Source organism: Paludisphaera sp. (assembly GCF_037189885.1).
Classification (GTDB): Bacteria; Planctomycetota; Planctomycetia; order Isosphaerales; family Isosphaeraceae; genus Paludisphaera.
Genome location: NZ_JBBCIR010000055.1, coordinates 1 through 13,998 on the forward strand (window position 1 = coordinate 1; position 13,998 = coordinate 13,998).

Consider the following 13,998-nt stretch of genomic DNA (forward strand, 5'->3'; position numbering starts at 1 on the left):
GCGGGACGCGCGGCCTCGGCCCGGTCAAAGGGCGGGATGGCCCCGCCGCGCGGGGGCCGGTCAGGCCTCGGCCGGGCGTCGGACGACGCCTATGTTGGCGATGATGGTCGCGGAGACGACCATGCAGCCGGCGAGGATCCAGAGGGCGGTGTCGTAGGAGTCGGTGTTCTGCTTCAGGATGCCGACGAGGGTGGGGCCGACCCAGCCGCCGAGGTTCGCGACCGAGTTGATCAGGCCGATGCTCGCCGCGGCGGCCGACGAGGTCAGGAACATGCTGGGGATGGTCCAGAACGCCGGCAGGTACGCCTTGAAGCCGACCAGGGCGATCGTGAAGCCCAGCACGGTCAGCCACGAATTCCCGCGCGACAGCGGGATCAGGGCCATGGCGACGGCGCCCAGGAGGATCGGCATGGAGGCGTGCCATCGCCGCTCGCCGGTCCGGTCGGAGTTCCAGCCGACGAACAGCTGCCCGATCAGCGAGCCGACCGGCGGGATCATCAGAAGGACGGCGATCCAGCCGGTGCCGAACCCGTACCAGTCCTGGATGATGGAGGGCATCTGCATCTCCACGGCGTAGTTGCCGCAGGTGCAGAGGAAGAACGCCAGGGCCAGCAGCAGCACGCGCGGGTGCGCCAGGGCCTGGGCGATGGTGAAGTGTCCGCCGACCGCGGCGCTGGCGGCCTTCTCGGCGTCCAGCTCGGCCTGGAGCGCCACGCGCTCCTCGGGGGTCAGCCAGCTCGCCTGGGCGGGCCGGTCGGTCAGGAAGGCCAGGACGACGAACCCGAGGATGATCGCGGGGATGCCCCACAGGACGAAGACCCACTGCCAGCCGACGAGCCCGAGGGGCCCCGGCCCGCCTCCGCCGATCTGCATCATCCAGTTGCAGATCGGCGGGCCGATGATCTGCGACAGCGGCGCGGCGATGAGGAACCAGGCCAGCGCCCGCGAGCGGTCGCGGCGGGGGAACCAGTGCGACAGGTAGACGATCACCCCCGGGAAGAAGCCGGCCTCGGCCAGCCCCAGCAGGAACCGGACGGTGAAGAACTGGCCGACGTAGGCCGCCCCCGGCCCCTGGAGCGCCTCGGCGTAGGAGCCCTCGCCGCCGCCGATCGTCGCCTCCAGCGCCCGCCCGGACCATCGCGAGGCGGCCTCCACGACGTCGGTCACGACCCCGAACCGCTCGTGGACGAAGGCGGTCATGGAGGCCACGATCCCCCATGTGAACATGATCCGGAAGATCCACTTCCGGGCGCTCCAGCGCTCCACCAGCACCGACCCGGGGATCTCCAGCAGCAGGTAGCCGAAGAAGAAGACCCCCATCCCGAAGCCGAAGACCTTCTCCGTGAACCCGATCGACCCGAGGTCGTCCTGCATCTGGAGCTTCGCGAACCCGACGTTCGTCCGGTCGATGTAGGCGACGACGTAGCAGATGAACAACAGCGGCAGCAGCCGCCGGTATGCCTTGCCACGGGCACTGTCCAGGGCGCTGAGTTGGCTTTCCGACGACATGAAACGCCCTCGGCGGGTCGAACGGCGGGAGGGTGAGGAGCGGCACGACCGGGACAGTCTAATGGATCGGCCCGGCCCGTCCCACACCCTGGCGGTTCGAGGCGCGCGAGGGGGCGTCGGCGGCGAGTTTCGGAGGGCAGCCTCATCAAGCTACGATGAAGAGGGGCCCCGGCCCGATCTTGTCCCCTCTCCCGCCGGGAGAGGGTAGCCGCGCCAGCGGCGGGTGAGGGTCGTCGCGCCTCGCGAATCGCGCCGGCCGCGCCGTTCCCGGACCGCCGCTCTTTCTACAGTCCGACGGCCCTCACCCGGCCCTTCGGGCCACCCTCTCCCGGCGGGAGAGGGGACGAGCGTTTCACGCTCGTCGGGCATGGCGACGGCGGGGGCGCGACGGCGTCGGCCCCCGCCGGGCCGATTGGCGTTACGTCACTGGTCGGCCTGGAGGACGACGAGGCCCAGGTCGATGTACTGTCCGCCCTGGGTCTGGCGGCAGTGGACGGCGAATGTGTTCTTGCCGGGCTTGAGGGCCTTCAGCGCCTCGGGGTGGACGCGGAAGGGGCGGTACTCGCTGGTGTAGCCGCCGAGCCGGGCGGCGAGGACGCCGTTGATGTAGATCTCGGCGTCCTCGTCGTGGTGGACGTAGAGCCGCAGGTCGTCGCCGGCCTGGACGGCGGCCTCGGGGACCTCGATCACGCGGCGGATCCAGATGTTGGGGCCGTCCCAGACGGTGCGGACCTCGGCGCCGGGGGTCCCCCGCGTGCCGAAGCCGGCCTCGCCGTCCTTCCACGTCCGGTCGTCGTAGTCGGCGGTCGTCCACGCGCCGGGGGGCTGCTCGAAGGTGTACTTCCAGGTCGTCGGGGCGTCCTGGGCGGTGGCGACGAGCGGGACGACCGAGCGGCGGACGGGCTGCGGGGCCCACTCGGCGCCGAGCCCGGCACCCTTGGCGTCGGCGCGGGCCAGCTCCAGGCAGCTGCGCCAGTAGGGCTGGGCGTCGGTCAGCGCCCGCATGAAGACGCCGCCGATGACCGGCCGGGCGCGGAAGCCGGCGTGCTTGGCGCTGTCGGTCCAGTACCAGTCGGTGAACGGGAGCCGGTCGGTGGTCTCGTTCAGCATCTTGTGGATGGGCAGGATGAACGAGCGGAACGTCTCCTTGTCGTCGGCGAGCGAGGCCGTCCAGACGATCCAGTCGGTCTTGGTGAACGCCTTGCGCGAGTCCAGCGGCAGGCCGTACTCGTTGCCCTGCTTGGCGTAGAACGCCAGCTCCTTGGCGACGACCTCCGGCGGGAAGACCTCCAGGCCGAGGACCTTGTCCCAGATGAGGTTGTACTTCTGGCTCCAGCTCTCCTGCGGGTCGAAGGTCAGGCGATAGTGGTCGCCGCCGTCGGCCATGGTCATCCACTTGCGGGCGAGTTCCCGCGCGGTGTCGGTGTAGTGCCGCGCCGTGTCCTCCTCGCCGCGCATGGCGGCCATCTTGCCGAAGGCGGCCATGCCGAGGATCGCCTTGACGGAGAGGTTGGCGTTGCGGGCCAGGTGGCCGGAGAAGTCGTCGGTGCAGAGCTGATTGGCCGGGTCGAAGCCCTCGCGCTCGCAGTACTCGGCCCACTTGGTCAGCTCGGGCCAGTACCTGTCGGCGAAGTCGGCGTTCTTCTCGACGTGGGCGATGGCGGCCATCATGAGGAGCATGTTGCCGCTCTCCTCGACCGGCATCTGGTTCTCCTCGGTGCGCTCGCCGCCGCCGTAGACCTGCCCGGTGGCCGCGGGATAGGTGCCGATGTCGTGCGGGGCGAACGGCCAAGGCCAGCGCGGGGAGGAGGCGTAGTCCAGCACCGGCACCAGCGCGGCCTTGGCCAGGATCGGGCTGAAGAGGATCAGGTGGGGGAACTGCGGATAGATCACGTCCACGGTGCCGATGCAGCCGTTGGACGAGTTCTCCTTGGAGAACCACAGCGGCATCCCCTTGGAGTCGGCCACGAGGGTCGCCCCGGCCAGCGACTGCCGGTGCGCCAGCGCGCCGATGTCGGCGTACTCCTTGCCGCCCAGCTCGGTGAGGACCTCGACGAGCCGGCCGTCGAAGCCGTCGCAATATTTGTCGTAGACGTCCTTGCGCAGGTGATGCTTGAGCAGGAGCGCCGCGAAGGGCTGGTCCTTCCCCTTGCCCTGCTCCTGGAGCCGGTGCTTCCAGTAGCCGACGAGCCACTCGTCCATGTAGTCGATGGCGTACTCGTCGTCGTAGGCGATCATGGCGAAGGTGGAGGCGGGGGCGTCGGGCTGGACGGTCCCCAGGGCGATCGCCAGGGCGAGCGCCGGGGCGCCGTCCTCGACCTTCCGCGGCATGGCGTCGTCGTCCTTCGCGGGGAGGCCGCCGTCGCGGGCGAAGGTCTCGGCGAGCGTCGCGGCCGGTCCGGCGGCCAGGACGGTCCTCTCCTGCCCCGAGGCCAGGTAGAGCGAGCCCCAGTCGATCCGCACGCCGTCGCCGCGCCGCTCCAGGATCGGCTGGGCCTGCGAGCCGATCTTGATCGCCTTGACGGCGCCCATCTCCTCGCGGCCCCAGACGACGGCCTGGTCGGGCGTGTTGACGGCCAGGTGGCCGGTCGCGCCCAGGAAGACCGAGGCCTCGTGCGGCTTGCCGTCGCGCGACTCGACCTTCCAGGTCACATAGGTCACCGGGCTGGCGAGCATGTCCAGGTTGTACGGCACGGCCAGGCCGAGGAACGTCAGCTCGACGGCCACGGCCTCGTTCTGGAACCTGTAGATCGTCTTCGTGGGCCGGACTTCCAGCGAGACCTGCTCCAGCGCCGGGACGTCCTTGGGCTCGTCGCCCATGACGCGGTAGGTCTTGCCGTCGACGCGGACCAGGCCGGTGAGCGGGTTCGGCGCGCCGGTCCAGTGGCGGGTGACCTCGTCGGTGAGCTTGTCGGCGTTCGACCAGACGCTGAAGTACGGGTCGTGGGCGATCAGCGGGACCGACGGGGGCCGGAGCGCGCGGGCCTCCTCGGCCGTCGCGGCGCCGGCCGTCAGGATCGTCGCGAGCGCGATCCCTAAAGGTCGGTGGAAATTCAACATCGGTGTATCCTCGACTCGGTGGGGCGTGGAGCCTGATGAGACCTCGATCATAAGCTCCGGGGCCGCGCCGCGTCATCCCCGCGAGCCGCCCGCCGCGGCGCGACGCCCTTGCCCCGGGCGGCCGGCGGGCCGATAATCGCGCCCGGATCGGGCCCCGCGCGGCTCGACCTTCCCACCCCGCGCCTCGCCAGGATTCGCCGGCCCGACGGGCCACCGTCGCGGCCGGCGGGGAGCCGTCGCCATGGATCGATCGAGCCGAATCCGCGCCCTCGCGGCCGTCGCGTGCCTCGCCGTCGCCGCCTCGACAGCCCTCGCCCAGCCGGGCCGCCCCATCCCGCCGGCCCCCGGGCCGCACATCGACCTGAAGCCGGGCGACTTCGCCCAGGCGCGCCGGTTCGGGCCGGGCGACAAGGTCGTCATGACCCATTACTTCTACTGGTACGACGCCCCCTCCGGCGCCCATATCGTCGACCACGACGGCACCGACGCCCTGACCACCCACCCGCCGACGCTGGAAGGGTTCTCGTACAAGAACGTCGCCTGGCACAAGCAGCAGCTCAGGGACATGGTCGCCGCCGGCATCGACGTCGTCCTGCCGGTCTTCTGGGGGACCCCCGCCGACCAGAAGCCGGGCGCGTCGATGTACTGGAGCTTCGAGGGCCTGCCGCCGATGGTCCAGGCACTCGACGAGTTGAAGGCCGAGGGGATCGAGCCGCCGGCCGTCGGGCTGTTCTACGACACCTCGACGCTGGAGGCCAACGCCTGGCGCTACCACGTCGACCTGACGACCGACCACGGCCGCGCGTGGTTCTTCGCCACCATCCGCGACTTCTTCTCCATGATCCCCCCGCGCCACTGGGCCCTGCTGGACGACCGGCCGATCGTCGGCCTGTACGCGGCGTCGTTCGCCAGGGCGCACGACCAGTCGTGCATCGACCACCTGAAGGCCGAGTTCCCCCGCCGGTTCGGCGGGCTGGTCCCGTTCGTCATCCGGGAGGTCTCCTGGAACGTGAAGGCCGATTCCACCTATGCCTGGGGGGGCGCGGCGCGCCCGAACTTCCTGGGCGTCGCCGAGATCGGCCCCGGCTACGACCACTCCGCCGTCCCCGGCCGCGAGCCGCTGGTCGTCGATCGCGAGGACGGCGCGTTCTACGAGCGGGCCTGGGCGAAGGCGCTCAACCGCGGCCCCCGCGTCGTGATCATCGAGACCTGGAACGAGTTCCACGAGGGGACCACGATCGCCGAGGCCCGCGAGTACGGCCGGAAGTACATCGACCTGACGCGCAAGTACGTCGACATGTTCAAGGCCGGGATCGTCCCGCCGCGGCCGACCACGCCGTACACCGGCGCGGCGTCGGTGTCCGTGACGCTCGGCCCGGAGGACGAGGCGAAGGGCCTGGAGCGGGTCGACGCCGAGGACGGCCGGTCCGAGCCGACGGCCGTCGCCGGCAAGCCCGCGCGGAGGCCGACGAAGGGGGTCGACGCCGGCCGCTATCTCTACTTCCGAGCCGACGACGGCTTCAAGGAGGCCCCGCCGATGCGCGTCGTGGTCGAGGTCGACTTCCTCGACGCGGCCCGCGGCAGGTTGGCCCTCCAGTATGACTCGACCGACGCGAAGGCCGCGATGGGCGGCACCTACAAACAGGCCGCGAGCGTGGCCCTCGCCGGGTCGGGCGAGTGGAAGACGGCCCGGTTCGAACTCCCCGACGCGCGGCTGGACGGCGCCCAGAACGGCGGCGCCGACTTCCGCCTCGCCTTCGAGGGCGTCGAGCCCCCCGTCCACGCCGTCCGCGTCCTCCGCGCGGATCGTTGAGTCGAGCGGGAGGCCTCCGCGACCGGCTTCACTCGGGGGCCGTCGCGGGGGCGTGGCCGCAGCCGTCGGGGAGGCGGCAGAGGCCGCGGGGACGCTCGGGGATGGCCAGGGTCGGCACGACCTCGACGCCCCATCGGTCCAGGCCGAGGCGGGGGATCAGCCACGAGGCGTCCACGCGCTTCTGGTCGTAGTGGCCGCGGAGGACGATCTCCCGCGCGATGTGGCGGCTGGCCGAGAACCCGACGCGGATCAGCGGGTAGTGATCGCGGCCGAACTCGGGGTCGATCGCGGCCACCGCGTGGATGCAGTCGGCGACCAGGGGATCCCGGCCGCTGATCGCCCGATACTGGACCCGGCCGGATTCCAGGTTGGACATGATGTCCAGCGACTTCTGGTAGACCTCGGGCTTGATCTCGAACGGCCCCCAGGCCATCACGCGCTGGCCCTGCCCCCGCACGAACTGGAGCGTCTGGTACACGTCCAGGTTGACGCCCGGCTCGGGCCTCGGGTCCCAGACGTCGATGTCCAGCGTCGCCGGGAGCCAGCTGATGGTGTGGTGCCCGACCCAGAGGGCGTTCGGGTCGGTCGATTCGCCCGAGACCCTCGCGAACGTCACCCAGGTATGCGTCAGCCGGAGGAGCTTCGGGTGCGATTGCGACCCGAAGACGATCGCGTAGTAGCGGTCTTCCCCACGCGCCGCGCCCGAGAGGGCGGCCCAGGTCGCCGCCAGGGCGAGCAGCCACACGCGGCCTCGATGCCTCATCGCCTGCTCCTCCCGCACAACGCTCGGTGCGTGGGGCCACGATCGGCCAACTCGCCCCGCTGAACTATACCCCACGTTCGCCGCCATGGGCGACGGACCCCACGCCCGGCGCTCGCGGGCATGGCGGAAATTCCGCCGCCGCGCGGCCGTCCCGCCGCCCTCGGTCGACGGCCGCGCCAGCCCCGACCATCGCAAATCATTAATACAAATAAACTTGCGAATCACCACGGGCCTGGTCCGGGAATTGCCCTGGGCCTCTCACCGGCGGCTCGGGCGACGGTGTCGCGGGCGGCCCACGACGCGGGGGGTGCAATTCGATGGCGCGAAGCGGCGGTTCGGGGGCGGGATGCGTGCGGGTCGAGGGGGCGACGAAGCGCTTCCGGCAGGGGACCACGGTTGAGGCGCTCCGGGACGCGACGATCGAGTTCGCCCCTGGGGGGTTCACGGCCGTCATGGGGGCCAGCGGCTCGGGCAAGAGCACGCTGCTGCACGCCGTGGCCGGGCTCACCCGGCTGGACGAGGGGAAGGCGATCGTCGACGGGATCGACCTGTCGGCCCTCTCCGACCGCGCGCTGACGGTCTTCCGCCGCCGCCGGATCGGCCTGGTCTTCCAGGCGTTCAACCTGATCCCGTCGCTGACCGCCGAGCAAAACGCGACGCTCCCCGTCGTCGTCGACGGCCGCGACGAGGACGAGGCGCGCGAGCGCGTGGCCCGGATGTTCGAGCGCCTGGGGATCGCCCACCGTCGCGACCACCGGCCCGACGCCCTCAGCGGCGGCGAGCAGCAGCGCGTGGCGATCGCGCGGGCGCTCGTCGCCGATCCGGCCGTCGTCCTGGCCGACGAGCCGACCGGCAGCCTCGATTCCGTCACCGGCCAGGCCATCTGCCGCATCCTGAAGGAGCTGTGCGCCGAGTCCGGCCGCACGATCGTCGTGGTGACGCACGAGCCGGCCGTCGCCGTGTGGGCCGACCGCGTCGTCGTCCTGCGCGACGGCCGCGTCCTCGCCGAGTTCCCCGCCGCGCCGTTCGCCGACGCCCACGCGCTGGCGGCCCACTACCAGGACGTGGTCGCGACGGGCCCGGCCCTCGCCGGGGGGGCCGCGTCGTGAAGCCGATGATCCGCCTCCTGCTGGCCGACGTCCGGCATCGTCCCGCCCGCGCGGCGCTAACCTCGCTGGCGGTCGTCCTCTCCTCGTGCGTCGTCGTCTGGGTCGTCAGCGGCTACGACGCGCTGCTGGGCCAGTCGATCGACGAGAACGCCGCGAAGGCGCTCGGCCGGTTCGACGTGGTGGTCGCGGCCGGCGGCGGGCCCGGCGGCCCGGCGACCAAGGGCGGCGGCGGGCCCGCGACCAAGGGGCCTCGCCCCGGCGGCCCCGCGACCAAGGGGGCCCGCCCCGACATCCCCGGCGGTCGCGGCGGGCCGGGCGCGGGCGCGCTGCCGCCGCCGCTGATCGCCTCGCTGCGCGAGGACGCGAAGGTCGCGGAGGCCAACGTCACGTCGCAATCGCGGGTCTCCGTCGGCCTGGCCGAGCCCGACCCGGAGCGCGACGTCCTGCGCCACGATCGGCCCCCCGTCCTGGGCATGCCCCCGCTCGACCCGCCGCTCATCGGCACCGACGCCCACGAGCCGCCTTATGAGATGGAAGACGGCCGCTGGATCGACCCCGCCCTCCCGGCCGACGCGCCGGGCGAGGCCGTGCTGAGCGCCGGCTACGTCGGGAGGCTCAAGGCCGAGGTGGGGGACGACCTCCAGGTGAACTCCGAGGTCGGCCGATTCGTCGTCCGGCTGGTGGGCATCGTGGAGCAGCCTGGCGGGGGCGGCAACGGACGCGGCGGCGGGCCGGGCCAGGCGGGGCTGTTCGTCCCCCCCGCCCTGGCCGAGTCGATCAACGGCTATCCCACCCGGGTCGGCCGCGTGAACGTCGCCCTGAAGGATGGGGAGGACGTCGGGGCGTTCGCGGAGGAGCTGCGGGAGCGGCTCAGATCGAGCGGCTCGTCGGCCACGGTCACGGACCTCCGGGCGATGAAGGAGGGGATGGCGCAAGGGCTCTCGCGGCAGGGGACGTCCACGCTGGCGTACTCGGCAACGGGCGTGGCCCTGCTGGCGGCGCTGTTCATCATCTTCACCGCGTTGAGCATGGGCGTCAGCGAGCGCGGCCGGGAGCTAGCCGTGCTGCGCGCCGTCGGCCTGACGCGCGGGCAGGTGGCGGGCATGGTCTTCCTGGAGGGGCTGTTCCTGGCGATGCTGGGCTGGCTCGGCGGGCTGGCGGCCGGCTGGGGGTTGCTGCGAATCGTCGCCTCCGCGAAGCCCGAACTGTTCCCCGACGGCGCGGCGCTGGGGGCGTGGTGCGTGGCCCTGACGGGCGTGGCGGCCGTGGGGGGCGCGCTGGCGGCCTCGATCCAGCCGGCATGGCGGGCGACGCGCGTCGCGCCGCTGGACGCCATGGCGCCAACCCCCACCGCGCCGCCGACGCGATGGATCGTCCCGGCCGCCGTCGTCGGCCTGGCGTTGATCGCGATCAACCCGCTGATCGTCCACGTCGTCCCGATGGGGCCGACGGCCCGCGCGTGGGCCTACGCGGCGGTCGGCTGCCCGGCGATGGCGATCGGCTTCCTGCTGCTGGCACCGCTGGTGGTCCGGGTCGTGGAGCGGATCGCCGGCCCGGCGGTCGCGGCGCTGCTGGGGCTCTCCCCCCGGATGCTGGAATCGATCCTCACCGCGAACCTCTGGCGGACGCTGGGGGCGACGGTCGCGCTGACGATCGGGCTCGGGCTGTACATCTCCACCCAGACGTGGGGGTACTCGATGCTCGCCCCGTTCACCCCCGGCGACTGGGCCCCGGACATGCTCGTCGGCTTCGAGCCCTCGGGCCTGCCGGACGACCGGCTCGCGGAGGTGGCGGCGGTCCCCGGCGTGATCCCCGGGCGCGTGCTGGCGATGGCCGTCGAGCAGCCGAGGGTCGCCGGCGCCGCGGCGGGGACCGGCGGCGGCGCGGGGGGGACGATCGGCACGCTGGACACGATCGTCGTGGCGGGCGTCGACATCGACCTGGCGTTCGGCGGCGAAGACCCCATGATCCCGCTGACCTATGCATACGGCGACCGCGACTCGGCGCTCGCCAGGCTGAAGGAAGGCCGGGGGCTGATCGTGCCGGACCACGTCCTGGAGTCGTCGGGCCTGGAGCTGGGCGACTCGCTCGAACTCATCCCCCCCGACGGCCCGCCGGGAAGGACGGTGGCGTATCCGATCGTCGGGGCGGTCTCGCTGCCGGGCTGGCACTGGATGACGAAGATGACCGGCCTGCGGCGGCGGGCGGTGCGGACCGGCGGCCTGGCGTTCGCGCCGGCGGCCGACGTCCGGCGCGACTTCGGGGTCGAGCGGACGAACTTCGTCTGGCTGGACGCCGAGCCCGGGGCGTCCCCGGCGGCCGTCGAGGAGGGGATGCAGGCGATCGCCGAGGCCCACGGCGAGGCGACGTTCCGCGCCCCCGGAGTGGGGGAGGTCGTCAGCAAGCGGCCCTACGCCCGGCTCACCGCCACGGAGACCATCCGGACGGGGATCACCTGGCGGGCCGACGCGGTGATCTGGGGGATGAGCCAGATCCCGCTGGTGACGCTCCTGATCACGTCGCTGGCGGTGGCCGACGCCGTGGCGTCGTCGGTGCGCGGCCGGCGCTGGGAGCTGGGCGTCCTGCGGGCGGTCGGCGTCACGCGCCTGGGGCTGGTCCGGCTAATCGTCGCCGAGGCGATCCTGATCGCCGCGGTCGTCCTGGCGCTGGGCTTCGGCTTCGGCGTGACGGCCGGCTGGTGCGGCGCCGGGATGTCCAGATATCTGAGCCCGTTCGGGGGGATGCCCACACCGCTGATCATCCCCTGGGCGCGGCTCTGGATCGGCGTGGGCGCGGCGCTGGCGCTCTGCTTGCTGGCGGCGGTCCAGCCGGCCGTCGCGGCGGGCCGGGCGGAGCCGCTGTCGCTCCTGATGGCCGGCCGGGCCTCGGCGTGAGTGGGCATAATGCCTCGCGAGATTCGATGTGGTCCGTCAAGGTCGAACGGACATCCCCCCTTCTCCCCTCGTGGGAGAAGGTGTCCCGGAGGGGCGGATGAGGGGGGCGCGACCGGATGCTCCCGCGACGTCCCCCCCGTCCGGCCTTCGGCCACCTTCTCCCACGAGGGGAGAAGGGATATCGATTGAAAGTTTATTACCTTCAAGGGCGATGATACTCATGAGCACGCGACGGGATTTCCTCGGCGGGTTGGGCGCGGTCGGGCTGGCGGGGATGTGCGGCGGGCGGGCGTTCGGCCAGGAGGCGGCGAAGCCGGCCGCCGCGGCGGCCGACGTCGCGAGGGCGATCGCCTTCCTGCGGTCGCGACAGGAGCCGGACGGGAGCTGGTCGGGCGCGCGCGAGCCGGGCATCACGGCGCTGGTGGTCGCCGCGCTGCTGCGTTCGAGGCGGGTCGGTCCGGACGACCCGGCGATCGTGAAGGCGCTGGGGTTCCTGGAGGGCTACCTGCTGCCGAAGGACGGCAAGAAGGTGCCGCATTCGGTGTACGCCACGTCGGTCGGCCTGATGGCCTTCCACGAGGCGAACGCCTCCGGCAAGCATGACGCCGTCATCAAGGCGGCCCAGGACTTCCTCCGCGACGCCCAGTACGACGAGGGCGAGGGGAAGGACCCCAGCGACCCGCATTATGGCGGCCTGGGCTACGGCTACGGCCGCAGCCGGCCGGACCTCTCCAATACCGCGTTCATGATCGAGGCCCTGCGCGACAGCGGCGTCCCGGCCGACGACCCGGCGCTCCAGAAGGCGCTGATCTTCGTGTCGCGGTGCCAGAACCTCGAGAGCGAGTTCAACGACCAGCCGTTCGCCGATAAGGTGAACGACGGCGGCTTCATCTACACGTCCGGCGAGGTCGCCCCGCCCCCCGGCCGCGCCGGTGCCCGCGAGGGCGAGGCCGCCAGGGCCCGCGCCGAGGCCAAGGCCGAGCGCGAGGAGCTGAACGGCGGCATCCGGTCGTCGGGCAGCATGACCTATTCCGGCTTCAAGAGCATGATTTACGCCGGCCTCAAGCCCGACGACGTCCGCGTGAAGGCGGCCGTCGGCTACATCCGCAAGCACTACACCGTCGACGAGAACCCCGGCCAGGGCAGGCGCGGGCTGTACTACTACTACATGGTCTTCGCCCGCGCCATGGCCGCGCTGGGCGAGGACCCGTTCATCGACGCCGACGGCAAGCCCCACGACTGGAAGGCCGAACTCGCCGCCGCGCTCGCCGCCCGCCAGGAGCCCTCCGGCGCCTGGGCCAACCAGGACGACCGCTTCATGGAAGGCGACCCCGCCATCGCCACCTCCTTCGCCCTGATGGCCCTGGCGGCAAGGTAAGCGAGCGACCGGATCGCGCCCCCCCCGCCGACGGGGGGGGGGAGCTGACATCCGAGACGCGATGCCCGGACCTCAGGGGTTCTTGCGGTCCGGGTACTCCCAGATCACCAGCTTGTGCTCCTGCTCGTCGTACCGGTACTCCTGGTAGTGGGGGAGCTTGGGGAGGGCGATGTTGTTGGCCCGGATGATCTCGGCCATGAACTCGTCGTAGTCCTTGGGGTAGCGGTCGTTGGCCGCCTGATAGAGCCGCATGGCGTGCTCGATCTGGAGGATCGACGTCTGGCCGATCATCGTGACGTAGGCGTTGCCCTGGAGGGTGATGGGGTCCTTGGCGGTGATCTTGGGCTTCTCGATCACGTTCGCCCCCTGGGCGGCGGCGTCGGGCTCGGACCGCAGGATCTCCTGGGTCCGCTTGCCGACGATGAACTCGGGCTCCTTCTCGGCCGCCGGGGCGGGGGCGTGGGCGACGGCGTTCTTCTTGCCGCCCCCCTTGGAGACCTGGCGAGGCTCGGTGCAGCCGGCGAGCGCCGTCAGGGCGAGGAGGGCCGGGGCGAGGGCGACGAGCGAGGGGCGCGGCGTCATGGTGGGAGGCTCCGGGTTCAGGCCCCGTCGGCGGGGCGGACGGTGAGCGTCAGTTCCTGGCCTTCGCGGCGGACGGCCACCGGCGCGGGGCGGCCGGGCTCGACCCCGGCGGCGGCCTCGTAGACGTCGTGCTCGGTGGCGGCCCAGCGGTCGTCGACGGCGGTGATCACGTCGCCGGCCGCCAGCCCCGCCAGAGCGGCGGGGGATTCGGGGACGACCGCCGCGACCTTGACCCCCGCCCCTTTCGGCTCGGCCTCGCCCAGCTTCAGGCCCCAGAGGCCGGCCGGGGCGAGCACCCGCCGGCGCGCGACCTTCGGCCCGGCGATGCGCTCGGGGAGGTCCTTCATCAGGTCGCGGACCTGGACGTCGACCGGCGTGAAGGTCATCTCGTCCTTCTGATAGTCGATCGTCGTGCGATACCGCGCGAAGAACGTGAAGCCGATGATGCCGTCGATCCGCTGGCCGAAGGCGTCGCTCAGCACCCCCAGCGCGGGATGGTCGAAGACGACGACGGGCAGCTTCTCGGCCGTCAGCGTCCCCACCTGGAGCCTGGCCACCTCGGCCTCGCCCCGCATCGAGAACAGGAACGACCGCGGCGTCTTGTCGTCGACCGTCCCGGAGCCCTCGGCGGCCCGGTTGCTCAGCAGCGTGATCGGCGCGCCCAGGTCGAAGATCAGGTTGTACGGCCCCTTGCCGTTGATCATCGCCCGCAACATCATGTGATTCGACGGCAGCATGGCGAACCGCGCCCGCGCCGGCTCGCCGGCCGCGGGCTCCTGGGCCGGCGCGGGGCCCAGCCAGAGGGCGGCCCCCGCCATCGCGGCCAGGGCCAGGCCGAGGATCGGGCGGAATCGCCCCGGGCGCGGGATGGATCGATCGTCGTTCATCGG

Annotated in this window: 9 protein-coding genes and 1 pseudogene; 4 read left to right on the top strand and 6 right to left on the bottom strand. The window is 72.2% G+C overall.

The window, feature by feature from the left end; all coding sequences use genetic code 11:
- Nucleotides 1–60: 60 nt before the first annotated feature.
- Both WG209_RS16325 and WG209_RS16330 read right to left on the bottom strand, forming a co-directional pair.
- Nucleotides 61–1,509, bottom strand: a complete 1,449-nt coding sequence (locus WG209_RS16325) for an MFS transporter (protein ID WP_337176136.1) — start codon at nucleotides 1,507–1,509, stop codon at nucleotides 61–63.
- 423 nt (nucleotides 1,510–1,932) lie between these two features.
- Complete coding sequence (locus tag WG209_RS16330) at nucleotides 1,933–4,569, bottom strand: DUF4965 domain-containing protein (protein ID WP_337176137.1); 2,637 nt, start codon at nucleotides 4,567–4,569, stop codon at nucleotides 1,933–1,935.
- Nucleotides 4,570–4,810: 241 nt separating this feature from the next.
- Between WG209_RS16330 and WG209_RS16335 the strand changes: the two genes are divergently transcribed.
- Nucleotides 4,811–6,382 carry a DUF5010 domain-containing protein gene (locus WG209_RS16335; protein ID WP_337176138.1) on the top strand — a complete coding sequence of 524 codons (1,572 nt, stop codon included), beginning with the start codon at nucleotides 4,811–4,813 and terminating at the stop codon, nucleotides 6,380–6,382.
- A 28-nt stretch (nucleotides 6,383–6,410) separates the two neighbouring features.
- Here the strand turns inward: WG209_RS16335 and WG209_RS16340 are convergent, their stop codons facing one another.
- On the bottom strand, nucleotides 6,411–7,145 hold the full coding sequence (locus WG209_RS16340) for a hypothetical protein (protein ID WP_337176139.1): 735 nt from the start codon (nucleotides 7,143–7,145) through the stop codon (nucleotides 6,411–6,413).
- Nucleotides 7,146–7,462: 317 nt separating this feature from the next.
- On the opposite strand from WG209_RS16340, the gene WG209_RS16345 reads away from it, so the two are divergent.
- The 3 genes from WG209_RS16345 (at nucleotide 7,463) to WG209_RS16355 (ending at nucleotide 12,526) form a co-directional block, all read left to right on the top strand.
- Complete coding sequence (locus WG209_RS16345) at nucleotides 7,463–8,254, top strand: ABC transporter ATP-binding protein (RefSeq protein WP_337176140.1); 792 nt, start codon at nucleotides 7,463–7,465, stop codon at nucleotides 8,252–8,254.
- A gap of 5 nt (nucleotides 8,255–8,259) precedes the next feature.
- Nucleotides 8,260–11,148 (top strand): ABC transporter permease, encoded by a 2,889-nt coding sequence (locus WG209_RS16350; RefSeq protein ID WP_337176168.1) that lies wholly within the window; start codon nucleotides 8,260–8,262, stop codon nucleotides 11,146–11,148.
- Between the two features lie 220 nt (nucleotides 11,149–11,368).
- Nucleotides 11,369–12,526, top strand: coding sequence for a prenyltransferase/squalene oxidase repeat-containing protein (locus WG209_RS16355; protein ID WP_337176141.1), 1,158 nt, complete (start codon nucleotides 11,369–11,371; stop codon nucleotides 12,524–12,526).
- Nucleotides 12,527–12,598: 72 nt separating this feature from the next.
- Here WG209_RS16355 and WG209_RS16360 read toward each other — a convergent pair whose 3' ends face one another.
- From WG209_RS16360 to WG209_RS16370, 3 genes and pseudogenes are all read right to left on the bottom strand, one after another.
- Complete coding sequence (locus tag WG209_RS16360) at nucleotides 12,599–13,108, bottom strand: hypothetical protein (RefSeq protein ID WP_337176142.1); 510 nt, start codon at nucleotides 13,106–13,108, stop codon at nucleotides 12,599–12,601.
- Nucleotides 13,109–13,125: 17 nt separating this feature from the next.
- Entirely contained in the window at nucleotides 13,126–13,494 is a 369-nt protein-coding gene (locus tag WG209_RS16365; RefSeq protein WP_337176169.1) for a S1C family serine protease, read from the bottom strand.
- A gap of 54 nt (nucleotides 13,495–13,548) precedes the next feature.
- Nucleotides 13,549–13,995 (bottom strand): annotated as a pseudogene (locus WG209_RS16370) (retropepsin-like aspartic protease); the annotation flags it as partial.
- Nucleotides 13,996–13,998: the final 3 nt, after the last annotated feature.

Excerpts from the sequence above, each read along its gene's own strand:
- WG209_RS16365 (WP_337176169.1), bottom strand. The coding sequence starts at position 13,494 with ATGACCTTCACGCCGGTCGACGTCCAGGTCCGCGACCTGATGAAGGAC.
- WG209_RS16360 (WP_337176142.1), bottom strand. The coding sequence starts at position 13,108 with ATGACGCCGCGCCCCTCGCTCGTCGCCCTCGCCCCGGCCCTCCTCGCC.
- WG209_RS16340 (WP_337176139.1), bottom strand. The coding sequence starts at position 7,145 with ATGAGGCATCGAGGCCGCGTGTGGCTGCTCGCCCTGGCGGCGACCTGG.
- WG209_RS16330 (WP_337176137.1), bottom strand. The coding sequence starts at position 4,569 with ATGTTGAATTTCCACCGACCTTTAGGGATCGCGCTCGCGACGATCCTG.
- WG209_RS16355 (WP_337176141.1), top strand. The coding sequence starts at position 11,369 with ATGAGCACGCGACGGGATTTCCTCGGCGGGTTGGGCGCGGTCGGGCTG.
- WG209_RS16335 (WP_337176138.1), top strand. The coding sequence starts at position 4,811 with ATGGATCGATCGAGCCGAATCCGCGCCCTCGCGGCCGTCGCGTGCCTC.
- WG209_RS16325 (WP_337176136.1), bottom strand. The coding sequence starts at position 1,509 with ATGTCGTCGGAAAGCCAACTCAGCGCCCTGGACAGTGCCCGTGGCAAG.
- WG209_RS16345 (WP_337176140.1), top strand. The coding sequence starts at position 7,463 with ATGGCGCGAAGCGGCGGTTCGGGGGCGGGATGCGTGCGGGTCGAGGGG.
- WG209_RS16350 (WP_337176168.1), top strand. The coding sequence starts at position 8,260 with ATGATCCGCCTCCTGCTGGCCGACGTCCGGCATCGTCCCGCCCGCGCG.